22 protein-coding genes are annotated in these 19,731 nt (G+C 60.0%); 14 read left to right on the plus strand and 8 right to left on the minus strand.

Annotation, left to right across the window (positions count from 1 at the left end):
- Window positions 1-52 precede the first annotated feature (52 nt).
- The 3 genes from mdoC to secA form a co-directional block, all read right to left on the minus strand.
- On the minus strand, window positions 53-1,255 hold the full coding sequence (gene mdoC / locus O3S81_RS09190; RefSeq protein WP_269342555.1) for a glucans biosynthesis protein MdoC: 1,203 nt from the start codon (window positions 1,253-1,255) through the stop codon (window positions 53-55).
- Window positions 1,256-1,336: 81 nt separating this feature from the next.
- The gene (locus O3S81_RS09195; protein WP_269342557.1) at window positions 1,337-2,230 is read right to left on the minus strand and encodes a DMT family transporter; all 894 of its coding nucleotides are present in this window, start codon (window positions 2,228-2,230) and stop codon (window positions 1,337-1,339) included.
- A gap of 134 nt (window positions 2,231-2,364) precedes the next feature.
- The gene (secA, locus tag O3S81_RS09200; protein ID WP_269342559.1) at window positions 2,365-5,082 is read right to left on the minus strand and encodes a preprotein translocase subunit SecA; all 2,718 of its coding nucleotides are present in this window, start codon (window positions 5,080-5,082) and stop codon (window positions 2,365-2,367) included.
- Between the two features lie 242 nt (window positions 5,083-5,324).
- Between secA and O3S81_RS09205 the strand changes: the two genes are divergently transcribed.
- From O3S81_RS09205 to O3S81_RS09230, 6 genes are all read left to right on the plus strand, one after another.
- Window positions 5,325-6,188: a peptidylprolyl isomerase gene (locus tag O3S81_RS09205; protein ID WP_269342561.1), complete on the plus strand. Its 864-nt coding sequence runs from the start codon at window positions 5,325-5,327 to the stop codon at window positions 6,186-6,188.
- Between the two features lie 88 nt (window positions 6,189-6,276).
- Window positions 6,277-7,518, plus strand: a complete 1,242-nt coding sequence (gene argJ, locus O3S81_RS09210) for a bifunctional glutamate N-acetyltransferase/amino-acid acetyltransferase ArgJ (RefSeq protein WP_269342563.1) — start codon at window positions 6,277-6,279, stop codon at window positions 7,516-7,518.
- 18 nt (window positions 7,519-7,536) lie between these two features.
- Window positions 7,537-8,313 carry a GNAT family N-acetyltransferase gene (locus O3S81_RS09215; RefSeq protein ID WP_269342565.1) on the plus strand — a complete coding sequence of 259 codons (777 nt, stop codon included), beginning with the start codon at window positions 7,537-7,539 and terminating at the stop codon, window positions 8,311-8,313.
- Window positions 8,310-8,723, plus strand: a complete 414-nt coding sequence (gene mutT / locus O3S81_RS09220) for an 8-oxo-dGTP diphosphatase MutT (RefSeq protein ID WP_269342567.1) — start codon at window positions 8,310-8,312, stop codon at window positions 8,721-8,723. The genes O3S81_RS09215 and mutT overlap by 4 nt, the downstream gene beginning before the upstream one ends.
- A gap of 172 nt (window positions 8,724-8,895) precedes the next feature.
- Window positions 8,896-9,210 (plus strand): hypothetical protein, encoded by a 315-nt coding sequence (locus O3S81_RS09225; protein WP_269342568.1) that lies wholly within the window; start codon window positions 8,896-8,898, stop codon window positions 9,208-9,210.
- A gap of 115 nt (window positions 9,211-9,325) precedes the next feature.
- Window positions 9,326-9,496 (plus strand): Flp family type IVb pilin, encoded by a 171-nt coding sequence (locus O3S81_RS09230; protein ID WP_269342570.1) that lies wholly within the window; start codon window positions 9,326-9,328, stop codon window positions 9,494-9,496.
- Between the two features lie 18 nt (window positions 9,497-9,514).
- On the opposite strand, the gene O3S81_RS09235 is transcribed toward O3S81_RS09230, so the two are convergent.
- Window positions 9,515-10,396 (minus strand): methyltransferase domain-containing protein, encoded by an 882-nt coding sequence (locus O3S81_RS09235; RefSeq protein ID WP_269342572.1) that lies wholly within the window; start codon window positions 10,394-10,396, stop codon window positions 9,515-9,517.
- A 143-nt stretch (window positions 10,397-10,539) separates the two neighbouring features.
- Here O3S81_RS09235 and O3S81_RS09240 point away from each other — a divergent pair, with 143 nt between their 5' ends.
- From O3S81_RS09240 to O3S81_RS09255, 4 genes are read left to right on the plus strand one after another with little or no spacing between them, the layout of a single operon-like run.
- Window positions 10,540-11,331: a ComF family protein gene (locus tag O3S81_RS09240; protein WP_269342574.1), complete on the plus strand. Its 792-nt coding sequence runs from the start codon at window positions 10,540-10,542 to the stop codon at window positions 11,329-11,331.
- Between the two features lie 59 nt (window positions 11,332-11,390).
- Window positions 11,391-11,645, plus strand: a complete 255-nt coding sequence (gene grxC, locus O3S81_RS09245) for a glutaredoxin 3 (protein WP_269342576.1) — start codon at window positions 11,391-11,393, stop codon at window positions 11,643-11,645.
- A 24-nt stretch (window positions 11,646-11,669) separates the two neighbouring features.
- On the plus strand, window positions 11,670-12,530 hold the full coding sequence (locus O3S81_RS09250) for a carbon-nitrogen hydrolase family protein (protein ID WP_269342578.1): 861 nt from the start codon (window positions 11,670-11,672) through the stop codon (window positions 12,528-12,530).
- Complete coding sequence (locus tag O3S81_RS09255) at window positions 12,527-12,955, plus strand: DUF1178 family protein (protein ID WP_269342579.1); 429 nt, start codon at window positions 12,527-12,529, stop codon at window positions 12,953-12,955. Before O3S81_RS09250 ends, O3S81_RS09255 begins: the two co-directional genes overlap by 4 nt.
- 3 nt (window positions 12,956-12,958) lie before the next feature.
- On the opposite strand, the gene O3S81_RS09260 is transcribed toward O3S81_RS09255, so the two are convergent.
- The 3 genes from O3S81_RS09260 to ubiG all read right to left on the minus strand — a co-directional run bounded on the left by O3S81_RS09260 (window position 12,959) and on the right by ubiG (window position 14,931).
- Window positions 12,959-13,420 carry a hypothetical protein gene (locus O3S81_RS09260; protein WP_269342581.1) on the minus strand — a complete coding sequence of 154 codons (462 nt, stop codon included), beginning with the start codon at window positions 13,418-13,420 and terminating at the stop codon, window positions 12,959-12,961.
- A gap of 16 nt (window positions 13,421-13,436) precedes the next feature.
- A complete protein-coding gene (locus tag O3S81_RS09265) occupies window positions 13,437-14,072 on the minus strand; it encodes a TetR/AcrR family transcriptional regulator (protein ID WP_269342583.1) in 636 nt (211 codons plus the stop codon).
- A gap of 112 nt (window positions 14,073-14,184) precedes the next feature.
- Window positions 14,185-14,931 carry a bifunctional 2-polyprenyl-6-hydroxyphenol methylase/3-demethylubiquinol 3-O-methyltransferase UbiG gene (gene ubiG, locus O3S81_RS09270; RefSeq protein ID WP_269342585.1) on the minus strand — a complete coding sequence of 249 codons (747 nt, stop codon included), beginning with the start codon at window positions 14,929-14,931 and terminating at the stop codon, window positions 14,185-14,187.
- Window positions 14,932-15,188: 257 nt separating this feature from the next.
- Here ubiG and O3S81_RS09275 point away from each other — a divergent pair, with 257 nt between their 5' ends.
- Window positions 15,189-15,995, plus strand: coding sequence for an SH3 domain-containing protein (locus O3S81_RS09275; protein WP_269342587.1), 807 nt, complete (start codon window positions 15,189-15,191; stop codon window positions 15,993-15,995).
- A 70-nt stretch (window positions 15,996-16,065) separates the two neighbouring features.
- Here O3S81_RS09275 and O3S81_RS09280 read toward each other — a convergent pair whose 3' ends face one another.
- A complete protein-coding gene (locus O3S81_RS09280) occupies window positions 16,066-16,323 on the minus strand; it encodes a DUF2934 domain-containing protein (RefSeq protein ID WP_269342588.1) in 258 nt (85 codons plus the stop codon).
- Window positions 16,324-16,584: 261 nt separating this feature from the next.
- Between O3S81_RS09280 and O3S81_RS09285 the strand changes: the two genes are divergently transcribed.
- From O3S81_RS09285 to cysT, 3 genes are all read left to right on the plus strand, one after another.
- A complete protein-coding gene (locus O3S81_RS09285; protein ID WP_442864896.1) occupies window positions 16,585-17,676 on the plus strand; it encodes an enoyl-CoA hydratase/isomerase family protein in 1,092 nt (363 codons plus the stop codon).
- A 169-nt stretch (window positions 17,677-17,845) separates the two neighbouring features.
- Window positions 17,846-18,832, plus strand: coding sequence for a thiosulfate ABC transporter substrate-binding protein CysP (gene cysP / locus O3S81_RS09290; RefSeq protein ID WP_269342592.1), 987 nt, complete (start codon window positions 17,846-17,848; stop codon window positions 18,830-18,832).
- A 57-nt stretch (window positions 18,833-18,889) separates the two neighbouring features.
- Window positions 18,890-19,729 carry a sulfate ABC transporter permease subunit CysT gene (gene cysT / locus O3S81_RS09295; RefSeq protein WP_269342594.1) on the plus strand — a complete coding sequence of 280 codons (840 nt, stop codon included), beginning with the start codon at window positions 18,890-18,892 and terminating at the stop codon, window positions 19,727-19,729.
- The last annotated feature ends 2 nt before the right edge of the window (window positions 19,730-19,731 follow it).

Raw genomic sequence — 19,731 nt, forward strand, 5'->3', positions numbered from 1 at the left:
ACACGCCATCATTTCCAGTTGAATAGGCAGCCGGATTGTAAGCGCCTTATCCTTAACGAAGGGTTTGGGAGGTGGGGAGCTGTGTCCCGACATCGCTTGCCGCCGGCGGTTTACGGATGCCGTTGAACAGGAAAAGGGCGCGCGGGCTCAGGCGTATCATCTGGTGCAGCAAATAGGCCGTTGCCGTGGTGGCCGCGACGATGACGGCGAATTCCAGGACCGGCGGTAGCGCGATCAGGATAAAGAGCGTGCCGAGGAGATAAATCAACGGGTGATGAAACAGATAGATGGTGAAGGAGGCATCCGTCATCCGCCTGGCAAACCGGCTCGGCCTGTCGAAATAGCGGCAGGCGAGGTCGATCAGCAGGCGGCTCGCCGCCACTGCGGCAATCGCCGAAACCAGCACCAGCAGGGCGGAGTTCGAAAAGGGATGTTGCAGCCGCAGCGCCACTGCCGTTGCGATGGCCGCCGCCGCCACGATGGCCGTGGGAAGACCCGCCTGGCGAAAACGGTGAAAGAGAGCGCGATCCCGGTGCAGCAAGGCACCGATAAGGAAATACGGCAGGTAGCGCGCATAGGGGTCGGAGGCACGTTCATAGAGAAGAAAGAGGCGGCTTCCGCTTTTGGCGGCAAGCAGGCCGGAACCATACGTCATCAGCTCCCACAAAACCGGCAGGGCGCAGAGCGCGATGAAAAACAGCGTCGCATGCCGCTGCCGCAGGCTGTCGAACCAATTGCTCACATAGGCCAATGGCCGGCGTTCCGCGAGAAACAACAGACCGGCAAGCAGGACCGAATAGGCGATGAGGGCTGGCAGGAACCATAGATGCATGATCCACTGTTCGCTCGGACGCAGCAAATCGGGCAGGCTCTCAAACAGCCGGTTGGCGGGAATATCGCCTTTGGCGACGCTGGCCAGTTGCAGCAGGAAAAGCTGCAATGGCCCGAGCAGGAGCAGGGCCACGATGAAGGGCACGCCGAGGCGCAGGAAGCGCTGCCTCAGCCAGCGCATCTTGCCTTTCCTGCCGATGACCATGGTGGAGAAATATCCGGCCACCAGAAAAAACGCCGGCATGCGGAAGGTGGCGAGTGCGGCGCCGAGCATGCTCAGAAACGTGCTGGTTTCGAAATCCTTGATATCCCAGGGCAGCACGTGGCTGTAGAGCAGGGAGGCGTGATAGGGGATACCAAGCAGCATGAGGAGAGCTCTCAGCGGATCCCAGTAATGCTCGTAGGCTGACTTACCCGGTTGCATTTTCCCCCCGCGCCGAAAACGCGATCCCGCGTGCTTCATGACGACCGACACGACTATTGGTGGAAAACGCTAATAAAACCTTCACGCCCCGGAAGGGGTGGGCGGGGCCTTTTTCTTGGGCAGAAGGTCGAGAACCAGTGCGCAGCCGAAAATGATGATGCCGGCGCCGAAGAGCTGGGGAAGCGAAAGCGGCTCATCCAGCACCAGCGCGCCGACGAGCACCGCCACCACGGTCACGGCGAATTCGACGCTGATCGTCCTCGTTGCACCGATGACGGAAACGAGGCGGAAATAGGTGATGTAGGTCAGCCCGCTCATCACCACCGCCTGGATCAGAAGATAACCATAATCGATGAGGCGGGGCGTTGCGGGAACGGGCACGACCAGAAGCAGCGGAAACGTCATCAGGCCGCCCGTCAGGAAGGAGCCGATGGTGATTTCCCAGGATCCTACGCCCTTGAGATGGCGGCTGGCATAATTGCTGCCATAGGCGGCGCAGATGCAGGCGGCGACGGCGGCGGCGCAGCCGATGATGAAACCGGTCGTGACGGGAACGGCCGGAAAGCCGACAAGCAGGACGATGCCACCGAAGCCGATGGCGAGGCCGGCAAAGCCCTGTCTCGTAAGGTGTTCAAGCCCCCAGACCTGCGAGATGAGCATGGAAAAAAGCGGGATGGTGGCCACCAGAATGGCGGCCATGGCGGTGCCGATCAGCGGTGTCGCATAGGAAAGACCGATCAGCTGCCCCGCGACCGTCGTCGCCCCGACGACTGTAAAGGCCTTCCAGCTTGCGGAAAATGCAAGCTTCCGCCGCACTGCCCGTGCGATGAGGAAAAGAGTGACGGCGGTGACGAGCGAGCGAAGCGTGACCGCGCCGATCCAGCCAAAGGCCTCGACGACATGCAAAAGCAGCAGGAAGGACATTCCCCACGCAAGCGCGAGAAAGAGATAAGCGGCAAGATCGCGAGGGGCCATGAAAGCATTTTCCGGAAGACGATCAGGCTCCCTTATTGGAAATTGCCGATATCCGTCAACAGCGATCAAGGGGTGCAAAGAAAATCGCCCGCAACCAAAGGTGCGGGCGATCCATTTTATCTGTCCGGAACAGCTCAGGCCTGTTCGTAGACGCCGTGGCAGTGCTTGTATTTCTTGCCGGAGCCGCATGGGCACATTTCATTGCGGCCGATACGGCCCCAGGTGGCGGGGTCGTTCGGGTCGCGTTCCTCGGCCGGCACGAAAGCGACGGGCGCGGCCTGCATGCCCTGTGCCATCTCGTCCTCACCCGTGTTGGGGTCGAGGTGATGCGCGGTCATTTCCGGCAGTTCCGGCTGCTGCGGTTCCTGCTGCACCAGTTCCACACGCATCAGCTGGGCGGTGACGGCCTCGCGCAGATTGGCGAGCAGCGCCTGGAAGAGTTCGAAGGCTTCGGCCTTGTATTCCTGCAGCGGATCGCGCTGGGCGTAACCGCGGAAACCGACGACGGAACGAAGGTGATCGAGGTTGACGATATGTTCGCGCCACAGATGGTCGATCGTCTGGAGAATGACAGAGCGTTCGACATAGGTCATGATCTCGGGGCCGAAACGTTCCGCGCGTTCGGCGGCATATTTGTCGGCCGCCTCGGTGACGCGCTGAAGAATGTCGTCCTCGGCGATGCCTTCTTCCTTGGCCCATTCCTCCACCGGCAGGTCGAGGTTCAGGAACTGGGCGATGCCGGCCTTCAGGCCCGCAATGTCCCACTGTTCGGCATAGGCATTTTCGGGAATATGCTTGGTGACGAGGGTTTCGATCACTTCGTTACGCATATCGGCTGCGGTCTCGCCGATATTGTCGGCTTCCATCAGCTCGAGGCGCTGCTCGAAGATCACCTTGCGCTGGTCGTTCAGCACGTCGTCATATTTCAGAAGGTTCTTGCGGGTCTCGAAGTTGCGGGCTTCGACCTTCTTCTGGGCGCGTTCCAGAGCCTTGTTGATCCACGGATGGACGATGGCTTCGCCTTCCTTCAGGCCGAGCTTCTGCAGCATCGAGTCCATGCGCTCGGAGCCGAAGATGCGCATCAGGTCATCCTGAAGCGAGAGGTAGAATTTCGAACGGCCGGGGTCGCCCTGACGGCCGGAACGGCCGCGCAGCTGGTTGTCGATACGGCGGCTTTCGTGGCGTTCGGTGGCGATGACGTAAAGACCGCCGGCGGCAAGCGCCTTTTCCTTCAGCACCTTGATTTCGGCGCGGATGGCCTGCTCCCTTGCGTCAAGCTCAGGACCCGGCTCCATGCCTTCCAACTCACGCTCCAGACGCATGTCGATGTTGCCGCCGAGCTGGATGTCGGTGCCGCGGCCGGCCATGTTGGTGGCGATGGTGACGGCGCCGGGAACCCCGGCCTGCGAAACGATATAGGCTTCCTGCTCGTGGTAACGGGCGTTCAGAACCTGGAAATCGGTGAAGCCGGTCTGGCGCAGCAGATTGGCCAGCAATTCCGATTTTTCGATCGAGGTCGTGCCGACGAGAACCGGCTGGCCGCGCTCATGCGCCGCCTTGATCTCGGTGATGATCGCCTGGAACTTCTCCTCGCCGGTGCGGTAAACCTCGTCGTCCTCGTCGATACGCTGGATCGGCAGGTTGGTCGGCACCTCGATGACGTCGAGGCCGTAGATGTTGCCGAATTCTTCCGCTTCCGTCGCCGCCGTACCGGTCATGCCGGCCAGCTTTTCATACATGCGGAAATAGTTCTGGAAGGTGACGGAGGACAGCGTCTGGTTTTCCGGCTGGATCTGCACCTTTTCCTTGGCTTCGAGAGCCTGGTGCTGGCCTTCCGAATAACGGCGACCCGGCATCATGCGGCCGGTGAACTCGTCGATGATGACGATTTCGTCGTTGCGGACGATGTAGTCCTTGTCGCGGGTGAAGAGCTTGTGGGCCTTCAGCGCGTTGTTGATGTGGTGGACGATGGCGACGTTTTCGACGTCGTAAAGCGATTCGCCCTTCAGAAGGCCCGCCTGCCGCAGCAGGTTTTCGAGCTTTTCGGTGCCGTCTTCGGAGAAGTTGGCCGAGCGCTGCTTTTCATCGATTTCGTAATCTTCCGGCGTCAGCAGCGGAATGAAGGCGTCGATGGTGTTGTAAAGGTCGGAACGGTCGTCCAGCGGGCCGGAAATGATGAGCGGCGTGCGCGCCTCATCGACCAGGATCGAGTCGACTTCGTCGACGATCGCGTAGTTATGGCCGCGCTGCACCATCTGGGCGCGGTCGTATTTCATGTTGTCGCGCAGATAATCGAAGCCGAGTTCGTTGTTCGTTGCGTAGGTGATGTCGCAGGCATAGGCCTCGCGGCGCTGGTCGTCGTCGAGACCGTGGACGATAACGCCGGTCGAGAGACCGAGGAAGCCGTAGAGCCTGCTCATCGTGGCGGCGTCGCGCTTGGCGAGATAGTCGTTGACGGTGACGACATGCACGCCCTTGCCGGCGAGCGCATTGAGGTAGACCGCAAGGGTCGCCACCAGCGTCTTGCCTTCACCGGTCTTCATTTCGGCGATGGCGCCGCCATGTAGAATCATCGCGCCGGTCAGCTGTACGTCGAAGGGGCGCATGTGCAGCACGCGGCGCGAGGCTTCGCGGGCGACGGCGAAAGCCGGGATCAGAATGTCGTCCAGCGACTTGCCATCTGCCAGCTGCTGGCGGAACTCGGCGGTCTTGGCCGCCAGCGCCTCGTCGGAGAGCGCCTTGGTGGCCTCTTCCAGCGCATTGATGGCTGCGATCTTGCTTTTATAGGAGCGGACGCGGCGATCATTTGCCGAACCGAACAACTTGCGGGCTATTCCGCCGAGACTGACCATCTTACTGGCCCTTTCTGAAATTCCGTTATGCCGGGCGCTTTTCTCCGTCACGCTGTTTTCAGCACAAATGACGGACTTCGCCCTTCAACGTATCTGGACGCGAGGTTGCGTGACAGATAAGAGGGGGGGCAAATGATGTCAACGGTTCTGCCCGTTACAGAATGGCCACAATCCGGTGTTTGGAAGTTTTTTCAGAGCCGGAAACCATGTCTGGAGCCGGCATTGCCCCCGAAAGGTTCAAAATGTTGCGCTATAATAAAATTGCGGCTGCGGTGATTGTGGCCACGCTCGGCCTCCAGCTTCCGGCTTTCGCGCAGGAAGACAAGGTTGTCGCCAAGGTCGGCGATCTGGAAATCCACCAGTCCGAACTCGACCTCGCCATGAGCAATCTCGACCCGCAGCTCGCGCAGCTTCCCGACGAGCAGAAGAAGGTCGCTGCCCTTTCCGGCGCGATCGACGTCAAGCTTCTGGTGAAGAACGCCGGCGCCGAAGGCCTGGAAAAGACCGAAGATTTCAAGAAGCGCATGGAATTCATCAAGGACCGTGAGCTGCACAACGCCTATTTCCGCAAGCATGTGGTCGATGCCGTCACCAATGACGAGGTGAAGGCCCGCTACGACAAGGAAGTCGCAGCCCTGCCGCAGGAAGAAGAAATCAAGGCCGCGCATATCCTCGTCGCCAGCGAGGACGAAGCCAAGGACATCATCAAGCAGCTTGATTCGGGCAAGGATTTCGCCGCACTCGCCAAGGAAAAGTCGACCGATTCCAACAAGGATGATGGCGGCGATCTCGGCTGGTTCGGCAAGGGCCGCATGGTGCCGGAATTCGAAGAAGCCGCTTTCGGCCTCGAAAAGGGCGCCTACACCAAGACCCCGGTGAAGACCCAGTTCGGCTTCCACGTCATCAAGCTGGAAGACAAGCGTATCGCTCCGCCGCCGGCTTTCGAGCAGGTCGAACCGCAGGTTCGTCAGCTTGTCATGCGTGACAAATACGTTGCCCTCATCGAGAAGGCAAAGGCTGACCAGAAGATCGAAATCATGGATGAGACGCTGAAGAAGGGCTACGACGAAGCCACGAAGGAACAGCAGGCTCAGCCGCAGCAGTAAAAATTCAGGTTACGGGGCGGCTATGGGCCGCCCCGTTTCATCTCAGGCATTCCCAGACCCTCCCTTTCCAGAATTTCAGGCGCTTCCCATGTCCGTTGCCGTTTCCCCGCTCGCTCCGAAATCCTATCCCGACATGCCCGCGCTGCGCGGTGTGCGCATGGCGACGGCCGCCGCCGGCATCAAGTACAAGAACCGCACGGATGTTCTCCTGATGGTGTTCGACAAGCCGGCGAGTGTCGCTGGCGTCTTCACCAAGTCGAAATGCCCGTCTGCCCCGGTCGATTTCTGCCGCGCCAATCTCGGCGGCGGCGCGGCGCGTGCGGTGGTGGTCAATTCCGGCAACGCGAACGCCTTTACCGGCCTCAAGGGCAAGGCCGCGACCGAGCTGACGGCGAAATCCGCCGCCGCTGCTGTCGGCTGCTTCGAAGGCGAGGTCTTCCTGGCATCGACCGGCGTGATCGGTGAGCCGCTGGATGCCAGCAAGTTTGCCGGTGTTCTCGGCGATATGAACGTTCGGGCGGAAGCCGATTTCTGGCAGGAAGCCGCCAAGGCGATCATGACGACCGACACCTATCCGAAGGTCGCGACCCGCACCGCCGAGATCGGCGGCGTGGTCGTCACGATCAACGGTATTTCCAAGGGTGCGGGCATGATCGCACCCGACATGGCGACGATGCTCTCCTTCGTGGTGACGGACGCCGATATTGCGCCTGCCGCCCTGCAGTCCCTGCTTTCGGCCGGTGTCGGCCCGACCTTCAATTCCGTGACGGTCGATAGTGACACTTCCACGTCCGATACACTGATGCTGTTTGCGACCGGTGCTGCCGCTGAAGACGGCCAGGTGAAGGTGACGAGCGCCGACGACGAGCGCCTTTCCTCCTTCCGCGCTGCGCTGAACGATCTTTTGAAAGACCTTGCCTTGCAGGTGGTCCGTGACGGCGAAGGCGCGCGCAAGATGGTGGAAGTCACCGTCACCGGTGCGGAAAATGATACCGCCGCCAAGAAGATCGCCCTTTCCATCGCCAATTCGCCGCTGGTGAAGACTGCCGTTGCCGGCGAAGACGCCAATTGGGGTCGCGTCGTCATGGCCGTCGGCAAATCCGGTGAAATGGCCGACCGCGACCGTCTCGCCATCTGGTTCGGCGGCGTGCGCGTGGCCGTGAATGGTGAGCGCGACCCGGACTATTCCGAAGCGGAGACCAGCGCGGTGATGCGTCTGGAAGACATTCCGGTGAAGGTCGATATTGGTCTCGGCAATGGCACGGCCACGGTCTGGACCTGCGATCTGACCAAGGAATATGTTGCGATCAACGGCGACTACCGGAGCTGACCGTTGGAGCCGAAGAGAATGCAGGAAAAAAGTGCCGTCAATCTGCCGCTGGTTCGCCGTCTGGAAGCCGTCAGCTTCCGGGCATGGCCTGCCTCATCAGTGATCTATGACGGCAGCTGGCAGATCCGCCTCACGGGTTCGCATCCCTCCAAGCGCATCAACTGCGTGGTGCCGCTCGATCCCTCCGATTACGGCAACAGCGCGGTGCGGCTGGAAAAGGCGCGCAAGCGTTTCGAGGATTTCGGCCGGCCGCTGGTGGTGCGTGAAACGACGCTGATGCCGCCACAGCTTATGGATTTCCTGGTCGAGGATGGCTGGTCCGTGTTCGAAGAGGTCAAGGTCATGACGGCCGATCTCTCCAGCATGGAACTGCCGGAAACGCTGGTCAGCCTGCCAAGCCATGATATCGGTCGTTTTGTCGAAGCGAGCATCAAGGTCAGCGATGGCGATCCGGCGCTGCGCCCGGCAATCGCGGAAATCGTCAGTTCCATCAAGCCGACGCTTGGCCTCTTCATCAATGAGGAAGTGGAGGGCAGCCCGCTCGCCACCGTGATCTGCGTGCAGGATAATGATCTTGCCGGCATCATTTCGCTCGATGTCGAAAAGTCACAGCGCAAGAAGGGTCTTGCTACGCAGATTCTCTCGTCGGCGTTGCGCTGGGCGAGGATCAGCGGCGCAAAAACCGCCTGGTTGCAGGTCGTTTCCACCAATGTGCCGGCGATCGCGCTTTATGAGAAATTCGGTTTCACCGAAGCCTATCGTTACCGCTACTGGCGCAAGGGTGCTGAAAAATGAGCGAGGCGGGCAAAAAAATTCTGCTGGTCGCCGCCTGCGCGCTTCTCGATCAGGATGGCCGTATTCTTCTGGCACAGCGGCCGGAAGGCAAGTCGCTTGCGGGGCTGTGGGAGTTTCCCGGCGGCAAGGTGGAGCATGGCGAGACGCCCGAGGAAACCCTTGTCCGTGAACTGGACGAGGAACTGGGCGTCAAAACCAAGGTCGCCTGCCTCGCGCCGCTGACATTTGCCAGCCACACCTATGAAACCTTCCATCTCCTGATGCCGCTTTATGTGTGCCGCCGTTATGAGGGCATCGCCCATGGCCGGGAAGGGCAGGCGCTGAAATGGGTCAAACCCCAGGCGCTGCGCGATTATCCCATGCCGCCGGCCGATGAGCCGCTCATCCCCTTCCTTCAGGATTTGCTGTAAAATCGGGAGGGCCCTTCGGGCCATCCCGCCTGTCCCCGTCACAGCTTCGTGAAAACGCCCTTCTTCCACTGCTTTGCCGTGCCAAAACGGGGCTTCGTTAAGAGATCGTTCAGCACCCTCTGGCAGATTGTTAAGCTAAAGAAGCGGTAAACTGCGCGATACGAGGTTGGTCATGAACGAGGATTTCTGGAAGACGGTGGAAGGTCGTCATTTGTATTCCAACAAATCCCGTCGCACCGGCGCGCTCAATGTGGCGCTGCTGTTCGGCACGGCGGTCATCGCGCTCTCCCTGATCATCACCCCCATGCTTGCCGGGAAATCCTCCACACGCGTGGCGCAGTTTCCAGACAATTACGACATGATCAGCACCGGCTCCATCAAGAAGACCGATGTCGGCAAGACCTATTCCATCCGCCGCAGCATCACCCAGCCGATGCCGGAGATGCCCTGCGTGGTCACGGGTTACAGCAACGAGAGCGGTTGCTGATCGTTTACCATCGCGGGTAACGGATTTCTCACATTGGCCACTTAGGATGGAACTGGTTTTAACAAGCCGATGCCGGCTGCCGGAACGCAACGGATGGCGGATTGGACATATTATCGTGCTGCATTCCTTTATCAGATTTTGCAACAATGAAGACGGTGCGACCGCCATTGAATATGGCCTGATCATCGGCCTGATTTCCGCCGCCATTATCGGCGGCGCAAGCGCGATCAGCGGCAATATCAACACCGCCTTTCAGTTCATCGCCGATACTCTCGCCGACTTCTGAAGCCACGGGCTCTGAAGATCAGGACAGTTTCACCTCGGTGGTCTTCAAGGCGTCGGCAAGGCGCACCTTGGCCGAGCCGGGCTTCAGCGGTTTCTGCTGGCTCTCATGCGGCGCCCAGCCCGACACATAAATGATGGAAAATGTCGCCCTTATTCGCCCGTCCGGATCGGAATAACGCTCGGCGTAAAGCTCTGCCGCCCGCAGGAAAAAGGCGCGGTTGAGCGGTTTGCGGCTGCGGCTTGCCAGCGGATTGGCCATGCCCATGGCGCGCAGGTCGCGCATCAGCGGAAAAATCGAGTCGTAACGCACCGTGTAAGTTTCCGCATCGGTAACGGGAAGTGCAAAACCTGCACGCTGCAAAAGCGCGCCGACATCGCGCACATCGGCAAAGGGAATGACGCGCGGGCTTGCACCGCCGGTCAACTCCGCCTCTGCGGTCAGCAGCACGTCACGCAGCTCCTGCAGGGTGCCGTTGCCGGGAATGGCACCGAGAAACAGGCCGTCCGGCTTCAATGCCCGCCGTATCTGGATCAGCGCACCGGGCGTGTCATTGGTCAGGTGCAGGGCAAGCGGCGAAACGATGAGATTGGCGGAGGCTTCCTCAAGCGGCAGATGCTCCATGGAGGCCGCTTCGGGAATGTTCTCATCCGTTGCAAAACCGCGGTCGGTTTCGATACGGTGGATGGCATCCACCTTGCCGGTCTCCGCCAGCCGCCGGGCGGTAACGCCCGTTCCGCCGTGCAGTTCGATGGCCGTCTCGAATTTGCGCTCGACGATGGCGAGCCGGTCGGCCAGTTCTTCGGCTGCCATGTCGAGAAGAAACAGGGCCTTGTCATCGCGCCGGTTCCATGCCCGGCGCCGGTTTTGTTCGATCAGGGCCTCGTCAAAGAGAATATCCATCGTCTTGCCTGCTCGGCCTCTGTGCCTTCGGAATGGGCGGGCCGTATCGTTGCTGTCATGCCGCTTCGGGCATTGTTTTTCCGGCATCGGGCCGGAAGGTATCGCCCTCGCAAAGGCACCCGTTCGACGCTAAAGTCAACCTCATGGGTGCTGGTGACGATCTGTTTTCGGGGTTGCTGTCGAAGTCTGCCGTCGTACCGGCGGCGGCGCGTGACATGCTGCGCCCGATCTTCCGGCTGGTTTACCCGCCGACCTGCGCGGGCTGCAATCGCCTGACCGGCGGCGAGGGGGCTTTGTGTCCCGATTGCTGGCGGGATGTGGCCTTTATCGATCGCCCTTTTTGCGAGGTTCTGGGCATTCCCTTCGCACGGGATCACGGGGAAGGTGTCGTGAGCGCGCAGGCCATTGCCGAACCACCGCCGTTTGACCGCCTGCGCGCCGTCGCCAGCCACGAGGGCACCGCCCGCAAGCTGGTGCACCGGCTGAAATATCAGGACCGGACCGATCTTGCCCGGCTGATGGCGCTGTGGATGCTGCGGGCAAGTGACGGAACGGTCGCAGCATGCGATTGCATCGTGCCGGTTCCCCTGCATCGCAACCGTTTCCTGCGCCGCTGCTTCAACCAGTCCGCCGAGCTGGCGCGGCATCTTTCCAGGGCCGCCGGCAAGCCGCTGCTCGCCGGCACGCTGCTGCGCGTGAAGCCGACCGAACGGCAGGTGGGGCTTTCGGCGCTCGCCCGGCGGGACAATGTGCGGGGCGCGTTCTCCCTGACACCCGGCCGCGAGGCCGATGTTTACGGCAAGCGCGTGGTGCTGGTGGATGATGTCTATACCACCGGCGCAACGGTCGGCGCGGCAAGCCGCGCCCTGCGCAAGGCGGGTGCCGTGGATGTGACAGTTTTGACCTTTGCAATGGCCATTTCCGGCCCTATATGAAACCTGAATGACATGACTTTATCGTGCGTTTTACCGCACGTTTGCGAGGTTTTGAAAACATGGTACCGGTGACGATCTATACGCGGGATTTTTGTGGTTATTGCGCACGCGCCAAGGCACTGCTGGACAGCAAGGGCGTGGATTATGCCGAATATAACGCCACCACCACGCCGGAATACCGGCAGGAAATGATGGAAAAATCCGGCGGGACGACCTTCCCGCAGATCTTCATCAATGGCCAGCATGTGGGCGGTTGTGATGATCTGCACGCGCTCGAACGCGCCGGCAAACTGGATGCGATGCTGGCTGCCTGATCGGCCCGATTTATGGAGGACGTGATGAGTTTCAAGGCTGCGGCCATTCAGATGCGCTCCGGTGTCGATCCGGCGAAGAACGCCGCCGATATGGAACGGCTGGTGCGTGCCGCCGCGGCCAAAGGGGCTGTCTACGTTCAGACCCCGGAAATGACAGGCGCGATCCAGAAGGACAGGCAGGCGCTTCGTGCCCAGTTGCGTGACGATGATGGCGATATCATCGTTGCGACCGCCGCGCGGCTGGCGCGCGAACTCGGCATTCATGTGCATGTGGGCTCGACTGCAATTGCCCGGCCGGATGGCAAGATCGCCAATCGCGGATTTTTCTTTGCACCGGACGGCTCGCGCATCTGCAGCTATGACAAGATTCACATGTTCGACGTTGATCTCGACAATGGCGAGAGCTGGCGTGAAAGCGCCGCTTATGAACCGGGTGCCGCGGCCCGCGTTGCGGAAATTCCGCTGGCGAAGTTCGGCTTCGCGATTTGTTACGATGTGCGTTTCCCGCAGCTTTTCCGGGCGGAAGCACTCGCCGGTGCCGAAATCCTGACGGTTCCCGCCGCCTTCACCCGCCAGACCGGGGAAGCCCATTGGGAAATTCTGCTGCGCGCCCGCGCCATTGAAAACGGTGCTTTCGTCATCGCCGCCGCTCAGGCCGGCGTGCATGAGGACGGGCGCGAGACCTACGGCCATTCCATCATTATCGACCCATGGGGCAGGGTTCTGGCGATTGCCGGCGGTGCCGGGGAAGAGATCATCTTCGCCGACATCGATACCGCACTGGTGGCGACTGCGCGCGGCAAAATCCCCAATCTCCGCAATGCCCGCGAGTTTGGGCTGGACACCGTTATTCCCCTGAAACCTGCCGGAGGTGAGGCGGCGTGATCCGTTATGCGCTGGCCTGTGAAAAGGGCCATGAGTTTGAAGGCTGGTTTTCCGGGAGCGACGATTTCGACAATCAGTTGCAGCGCGGTTTCCTGTCCTGCCCGGTCTGCAATTCCCTGCAGGTCTCCAAGCTCCTGATGGCGCCTTCGGTCTCCACCGCCCGCAAGAAAGACGAACGCCAGACGCTGGCCATGGATGCCGCCAGAAAAGAAGCGCTTGCGAAAATCCGCGACGCCGTCGCCAATATTCGCGCCAACGCGGAAGATGTCGGCGACAAGTTTCCCGAGGAAGCCCGCAAGATCCATTATGGCGAGGCGGATGAACGCGGCATCATCGGCAATGCCTCGGCGCAGGAAGCCAAGGCCTTGCTGGACGAGGGTATCGAGATCGCGCCGCTGCCGACGCTGCCTGATGATGTCAATTGAGTTTTAGAATCTCGTTGGTTGTGGATGATCACGGTAGATCATGCTGACAAGGATGGCACATAGTGAGAATTCGACAAGACTGAACGGTGCGCTGAACAGGACAAGGGAGATTGGAAACAATCCCAGCAACGCATAGCCTGCCATCGGTGCGAGATAACCGATCATCCACAATGCCACGCCGATGCGAAGGGCGGTTGGCAGGCCCTCTCCAAAGCGCGGCACTGCCGCGGCGTAAAGCCATGCTGCAAAAAAACCGTAGACGGTACTGATCGCCAGAAACAGGATGAGCGAAACCGGGTTTTGCATCTGGCCTGGTAGATCAATTCCCAGATGTTCCAATGCAGCAGCCCAACGGTTACCAAAAGCTGGAACGATCGCATTTTTGAGCATGTTCATGCCATTCAGCGCCAGTCCGGCGACGGAACCTGCCATCAAAAATCGGTTACGGTTTATCGCCAAAGTCATGAAATCCCTCTGCCGCTCAATCCGTTGTTGTTTGACTGCAGGTCAGTCCGGCTAGGACTGCGTCGGTTAACGCTTCCAGCGCCGCGTTTTTGTCGTTGTCTGGAATATATCCATTAAAGGCGAGCTGCAGGGCGCCCGCAAGCGTGGCCTGTGCTGGAAAAAGCAATAGCGGCAGGGGTTTATCAAGGAACATACCGGCCTTGACGCCCTCGGCCGCAATAGCGGCAATGGTCTGGTTTACGACATGGTCCGTCTCCTGCAGCAAAGCGTGGGTCTCGGGACGGAGGCGTTCCAGAAAGTCCTTGCGCCAGACATATTGGACGAGACGCTGCATTTGCGGCGGCGCGTCGACACGTTCCCAAAATATCCGGAGGATGTCCTTCACTTGAGCAACGGGGTCCGCGTTTCGGTGACGCAAATGTTGCAGCTTGGCGTTTTCCATCTGGAAAAAAGTGAGCGCCAGACGGGCATATATCTCGTCTTTACTGTCGAAGTGGTTGTAGATCGTGCCCTTTGCGATGCCCAAGGTGTTCGCGATCGTTTCAATGCTGACCGCCTGCCAATTCTCCTGATCAAACAATCGCAGCGCAGTGTCGAGAATATCCTGTTCCCGCCTGACGAATTCGCGCTGTTTTCTCGAAGTGCCGCTCATTTTGCCGACCCGTTATGGTGGAATTGACTTATAGTCAATTTTTGACTTACGGTCAATAATTGCTCGACAAGGATCATCCGCAAGAACAGGTCAGAAGAATATACGAGGATTGTTACGGCGCGCGTTTCGCCAGCATCATGTAATTGACATCCATGTCTGGCGAGAGATTCCAGCGATCCTGCAGCACGTTGTAGAAGACGCCGGTGCGGTGGATGATATCCATGCCGCTGGCCACCAGCGGCCGCTCGAGCTCTTCCGGGCGGACCAGCTTTTCATATTGATGGGTGCCGCGCGGCAGCCAACGCAGCACGTTTTCGGCGGCGAAGATTGCCAGTGCCCGTGCCTTCAGGGTGCGGTTGATGGTGGCGGCGAACATCAGCCCGCCGGGGCGCACCATTTTCGCGCAGGTGGTGACGAAGAAATCGACATTGGCCACATGCTCCACCACCTCCATGTTGAGGATGACGTCGAAGGTCTCGCCGGCTTCCTGCAACTGTTCGGCGGTCACGGCGCGGTAATCGACGCTGACCCCGCTTTCCCGCGCATGGGTGGAGGCGATGCCGATGTTTTTCTCCGAGGGATCGGCGCCCACCACGGTGGCGCCCATGCGGGCGACGGGTTCGGACAGAAGGCCGCCGCCGCAGCCGATATCCAGCACGCGCAATCCCTCCAGCGGGCGGTGTGCTTTCGAGTCACGGCCGAAATTCTCGCAGATGCGGTTGCGGATATATTCAAGGCGCACCGGGTTGAACTTGTGCAGCGGGCGGAACTTGCCGGTCGGGCTCCACCATTCCGCAGCCATCGCGGAGAAGCGATCCACCTCGCTCTGGTCGACGGTCGTCTGTGCGGTTTCGCGCATGGTTCTGCTCCATATTGCTGTTGCATTGAAGTCGGATGATTGCCCCCCGAAGTCAAGACCGGCGGACCATTCCGGCGGCAAATTGTCGGGGGCTCATTGCCGCAGGTGGAACTGATACGGCACCTCATTTGTTTCATGCTGCGTTCATGGAGGAACGCGTATTTTCCGATCGTGGCAGTATGCGGAATGCATGCTCGTCCATCGAATACGATGGATGCCGACAAGGGCAAAGCGGGCCTTTGCTTGAGGAGAAAGAAGTGAAGAAAAAACTATTTGGCGCAATTGCGCTGGTGGCGATGCTCGCTGCGCCGGCACTTGCCGAAGCTGCGACACGCGGTTTCGCCACCGCGAATGTGAATATGCGCTCCGGCCCGAGCACCGCCTATCCGGCTGTTGTCGTGATCCCGGTTGGTGCACCGTTGACGGTGCACGGCTGCCTGTCCGATACGCCGTGGTGCGACGTCTCTTTTGTCAATGGTCGCGGTTGGGTCGCCGGTCGTTACATCCAGACGACATTCCGGCAAAACCGGGTCTACGTCGAGCCGCGTTACTATCGCGATCTCGGCGTTCCCGTGATCACCTTTGAAGCCGGTCGTTATTGGGACCGTTATTATCGCGACCGCGACTTTTACCGCGAGCGTGACCGCTGGCGTCGTCCGCCGCCGTCCGGCGGTTACTGGAACGCACCACCCCCGAGTGCCGGCTGGGATCGCCCGCGTCCGCGCGACGAATGGCGTGATGGTCGCCGGGACGACTGGCGTGACGGGCGCCGTGATGAATGGCGCGACCCGCGTCAGGGTGGCCCGAATGACGGGCGCTGGGAACGTCGTTACGGCGACTGGAACCAGGGTGACCGAAATCAGGACAGGCCGCGTCGCGATGACGACCGCCGCCGTTGGGAAGATGAAAACCGCGACCGCAATCGTGATCGTCAGCAGAATCAGACTGAAGGTGGTCGGCTTCCTCCAGAGCGTCGGCAATGGGATGACCCACGTCGCGCGCCGGCTTCGGAAAATCTTCGGGACGGCTGCCGGATCGGTGATCCGGGTTGCGACCCCCGCTAAACAGGCAAAGCCCGGCGAGATTTCGTCGGGCTTTTTTCATTCGCGGCTTCAGCTCAGGTTTGCGAGCCTTTTATTTCGCGGCGGCCTTGCGGGTGCGGGTCTTGGGTTTCGCCGGGACTTCCGCGTCGGGTGCGGCGGCGTCAGCATCAGCGGCCTTGGGAGCAGCCTTCTTGCGCGTGGCGGGTTTCGTCGCTTCTGATGTCTTCAGCAGCGAAAATTCATGCCTGGCCTGTTCCCAATGCTGCGCGTCGCGCCCATGGGGGTGGCCTTCCTTTTCCCAGAGTGTATATGCCCGTTTGCTGATCCATTCGTGTTCCGAAACCTGCATGCTCGTCTCCCGTTGCTGTTTACAGCGCCTTTGAGAAGGCGACATTCCGCTTGGTCCGGCACACGCTCGACAGGAATCAATGCCGGCATTTCCAGAGCCCATTACATGCCATGATCTTCCGGGCGTCAAGCAAACATGCTGCATTGCGAAAGAGGATTTCCGGCATTTTCTCCCCTTCAAAGCCGTTTTGGCGAAAGACGTTCCCGCAACACAAGATCAACGTTGCGTGATTGCGCCAAGGCCGCCAAGATGGGCGGATGCATGGCAGCGGAGGAGGCGGTCTTGGAACTGGCAAGGGAAGTGGAAACTGAGGTCATCGTCGAGACAGGAGGAGCGGCCGGCATCATCAGCCTCAACCGACCGAAGGCCATCAACAGCCTCACGCTGCCGATGGTACGCGCCCTGTTTCAGGCACTTCAGCGTTTCGAGGACGATCCGGCCATTCCCTGCGTGGTGTTGAGGGGAGAAGGCGAAAGAGGGCTTTGCGCCGGCGGCGATGTCCGTATCATCCATGATCTCGGCAAGGCCGGTGACCCGCAGGTGCTGGATTTCTGGCGGGAGGAATTTCCGCTCAACTATCGCATCGCCCGTTTCGGCAAGCCCTATGTGGCCTTGATGGACGGCATCGTCATGGGCGGCGGTGTTGGCATTTCCGCCCATGGCAGCCACCGCATCGTTACCGAGCGGACAAGGCTCGCCATGCCGGAAACGGGTATCGGTTATTTTCCCGATGTCGGCGGTTCATGGCTTCTGCCGAGAGCGCCCGGCGAATGCGGCACCTGGCTGGGGCTGACCGGCAACACGGTCACCGCCGCCGATGCCGTCTATGCCGGCTTTGCCGATTATTGCATACCCTCCGAACGTCTCGATGCGCTGGTGCGGGCTCTGTCGCAGGCTGCTGATATCGAAGGTGTCGAGGCGGCGATAACCTCCTCTGCCATTGATGCGGGCGAAGGTGTGTTGGCCGCAAACCGGGATATCATTGATGCGACATTCCGCTTCGACACGGTCGAGGAAATCTTCGCCGCGCTTTCGGCGCGTGATGATGCTTTTTCACGCGAGACCCTCGAAGTCCTGCGCAAACGCTCTCCCACCAGTCTGAAACTGACCCTGAAGTTGCTGCGCCTCGGCCGGGAAAGCGCGAGCCTGATCGAGTGCCTGGAGCGAGAATTCGCCGCCGGCACGGAGATATTGCGGCAGCACGATTTTTACGAAGGCGTGCGTGCGGCTCTGGTCGACAAGGACCGCAATCCCCGCTGGCGACCGGCGCAGCTGGAAGAGGTGCGTGAGGAGGACCTTGCACCTTATCTTGCCGCGCATTCCGGCAATCTGTTTCCCGAGCATCGTCTTTAGCCCGGCGCAAAAGAAATCCGGCTTCCTGCGCCATATGAAATCATCGCCTTTTGAACTCAAATTCTTTGGGCGAAATTTCCAATCCGTGCCTCCGCAAAGCACGGCTGTTTCTCGTCGCTATAGCCGCCGCCCGCTATGTTGAGCACCATTCGAATTGCCGGGGGTATTCATGAAACGTCTTCTCATTATCGGTACTGCCATTGCCGCTCTTTTTGCAGGTGCGGCGCAGGCGCAGTCTCCGACCACCATTCTCAACGCGTCCTATGATGTTGCCCGCGAAGTTTTTGCGGCCGAGAACGAGGCGTTCATCAAGCAGCATCCGGGTGTCACGGTCGATCAGTCGCATGCCGGCACTTCCAAGCAGGCGCGCGCCATTGTCGAGGGACTGGAAGCTGATGTGGTCACCTTCAATCAGGTCACCGACGTTGATTTTCTGGTGAAGCAGGGTTTCGTTTCCGCCGACTGGAAAAAGGATTTCCCGAACGACGCTTCGCCGTTCTATTCCTTCCCGTCCTTCCTGGTGCGCGCTGGCAACCCCAAGGGTATCAAGGACTGGGACGATCTTGCCCGCGATGACGTGAAGGTGGTTTTCCCCAATCCGAAGACCTCGGGTAACGCCCGTTACACCTATCTCGCCGCCACCGCTTACGCCAAGGAGAAGTTCAACGGCGACGAGAAGAAGGTTCAGGAATTCGTCAAGAAAATCTTCGATAACACACCGGTCTTCGACACCGGAGGCCGCGCCGCCACCACCACCTTCGTTGAGCGCGAAATCGGCGACGTGCTGATCACCTTCGAAGCCGAGACCCGCGGCATTGCCAAGCAATATGGCGCCGAAAAGGTGGAAGGCGTCGTGCCCTCCGTCAGCCTGCTCGCCGAATTCCCGGTAGCCGTGGTGGACAAGGTCGTCGACAAGCGCGGTTCGCGCGATCTGGCGAAGAGCTATCTCGATTTCCTCTATACCGAAGAAGGCCAGCGCATCGCCGCCGAATTCGGTCACCGCGTTCATGATGAAAAGGTCGTCGGCGAGTTCAAGGACAAGTTCCCGGCCATTCGTCTCGTCAACGTCGATGATGTTTTCGGCGGCTGGGACAAAATCCAGAAAGAGCATTTTGCATCCGGCGCGACGCTTGATACGCTTTACGGCAGCCGTTAATCACGACGATATACGACAGGTAAAAGGCCCGGCGGGAAACTGCCGGGTCGCTTTTTGATGAAATGGGGGCGGGGTTTGAAGCGGAATGTTCTGCCGGGGCTGAAATTGTCCCTTGGCGTTACCCTCACTTACGTCGCCATCATCGTGCTGCTGCCGCTTTCGGCCCTGGTGTTCAAGGCGGCGAGCCTTGGTCCTTCCGAATATTGGTCGATCATCTCTTCGCCGCGCGCGGTTGCCAGCTACCGCGTCACCGTGCTTTGCGCACTGGCTGCCACGCTGTTCAACGTGATTTTCGGGCTGGCGCTTGCCTGGGTTTTGACGCGTTACCGCTTTCCCGGTTGGCGTATCGTTGATGCCATTGTCGATCTGCCTTTTGCACTGCCCACTGCCGTTGCCGGCATTGCGCTGACGACGCTGTTTGCGGGCAATGGCTGGTTCGGCTCGGTGCTTTCGCAATTCGGCATCAAGGTGGCCTATACGCCGCTCGGCATCATGGTGGCGATGGCCTTTACCAGCCTGCCCTTTATCGTGCGCACCGTGCAGCCGGTTCTGGAAGATCTCGATCCGGCGCTGGAAGAAGCGGCGCAGTCGCTCGGCGGCTCCGATCTCGAAATTTTCCGCAAGGTCATCCTGCCGCTGTTGACACCGGCGCTTTTGGCCGGTCTTTCGCTTTCCTTCGCCCGCAGCCTTGGCGAATTCGGGGCAATCATCTTCATTGCCGGCAACCAGCCGTTCTCGACGGAAATCACCGCCCTGCTGATCTTCATCCGGCTGGAGGAATATGATTATCAGGCCGCCGCCGCCATTGCCTCCGTGCTGCTCATCACCGCCTTCGTGATGCTGGCGGTCACCAACTATCTTCAGGCGCGGGCGTTGCGTTATACGGTGAGGAGCTGAGG

The sequence above is a fragment of the Agrobacterium sp. SOY23 genome, from assembly GCF_027212525.1.
GTDB classification, from domain to species: domain Bacteria; phylum Pseudomonadota; class Alphaproteobacteria; order Rhizobiales; family Rhizobiaceae; genus Agrobacterium; species Agrobacterium tumefaciens_I.

Coding starts and splice junctions, on each gene's coding strand:
- mdoC (WP_269342555.1), bottom strand. CDS start 1,255: ATGCAACCGGGTAAGTCAGCCTACGAGCATTACTGGGATCCGCTGAGA.
- O3S81_RS09195 (WP_269342557.1), bottom strand. CDS start 2,230: ATGGCCCCTCGCGATCTTGCCGCTTATCTCTTTCTCGCGCTTGCGTGG.
- secA (WP_269342559.1), bottom strand. CDS start 5,082: ATGGTCAGTCTCGGCGGAATAGCCCGCAAGTTGTTCGGTTCGGCAAAT.
- O3S81_RS09205 (WP_269342561.1), top strand. CDS start 5,325: ATGTTGCGCTATAATAAAATTGCGGCTGCGGTGATTGTGGCCACGCTC.
- argJ (WP_269342563.1), top strand. CDS start 6,277: ATGTCCGTTGCCGTTTCCCCGCTCGCTCCGAAATCCTATCCCGACATG.
- O3S81_RS09215 (WP_269342565.1), top strand. CDS start 7,537: ATGCAGGAAAAAAGTGCCGTCAATCTGCCGCTGGTTCGCCGTCTGGAA.
- mutT (WP_269342567.1), top strand. CDS start 8,310: ATGAGCGAGGCGGGCAAAAAAATTCTGCTGGTCGCCGCCTGCGCGCTT.
- O3S81_RS09225 (WP_269342568.1), top strand. CDS start 8,896: ATGAACGAGGATTTCTGGAAGACGGTGGAAGGTCGTCATTTGTATTCC.
- O3S81_RS09235 (WP_269342572.1), bottom strand. CDS start 10,396: ATGGATATTCTCTTTGACGAGGCCCTGATCGAACAAAACCGGCGCCGG.
- O3S81_RS09240 (WP_269342574.1), top strand. CDS start 10,540: ATGGGTGCTGGTGACGATCTGTTTTCGGGGTTGCTGTCGAAGTCTGCC.
- grxC (WP_269342576.1), top strand. CDS start 11,391: ATGGTACCGGTGACGATCTATACGCGGGATTTTTGTGGTTATTGCGCA.
- O3S81_RS09250 (WP_269342578.1), top strand. CDS start 11,670: ATGAGTTTCAAGGCTGCGGCCATTCAGATGCGCTCCGGTGTCGATCCG.
- O3S81_RS09260 (WP_269342581.1), bottom strand. CDS start 13,420: ATGACTTTGGCGATAAACCGTAACCGATTTTTGATGGCAGGTTCCGTC.
- O3S81_RS09265 (WP_269342583.1), bottom strand. CDS start 14,072: ATGAGCGGCACTTCGAGAAAACAGCGCGAATTCGTCAGGCGGGAACAG.
- ubiG (WP_269342585.1), bottom strand. CDS start 14,931: ATGCGCGAAACCGCACAGACGACCGTCGACCAGAGCGAGGTGGATCGC.
- O3S81_RS09280 (WP_269342588.1), bottom strand. CDS start 16,323: ATGCAGGTTTCGGAACACGAATGGATCAGCAAACGGGCATATACACTC.
- O3S81_RS09285 (WP_442864896.1), top strand. CDS start 16,585: ATGGCAGCGGAGGAGGCGGTCTTGGAACTGGCAAGGGAAGTGGAAACT.
- cysP (WP_269342592.1), top strand. CDS start 17,846: ATGAAACGTCTTCTCATTATCGGTACTGCCATTGCCGCTCTTTTTGCA.
- cysT (WP_269342594.1), top strand. CDS start 18,890: ATGAAATGGGGGCGGGGTTTGAAGCGGAATGTTCTGCCGGGGCTGAAA.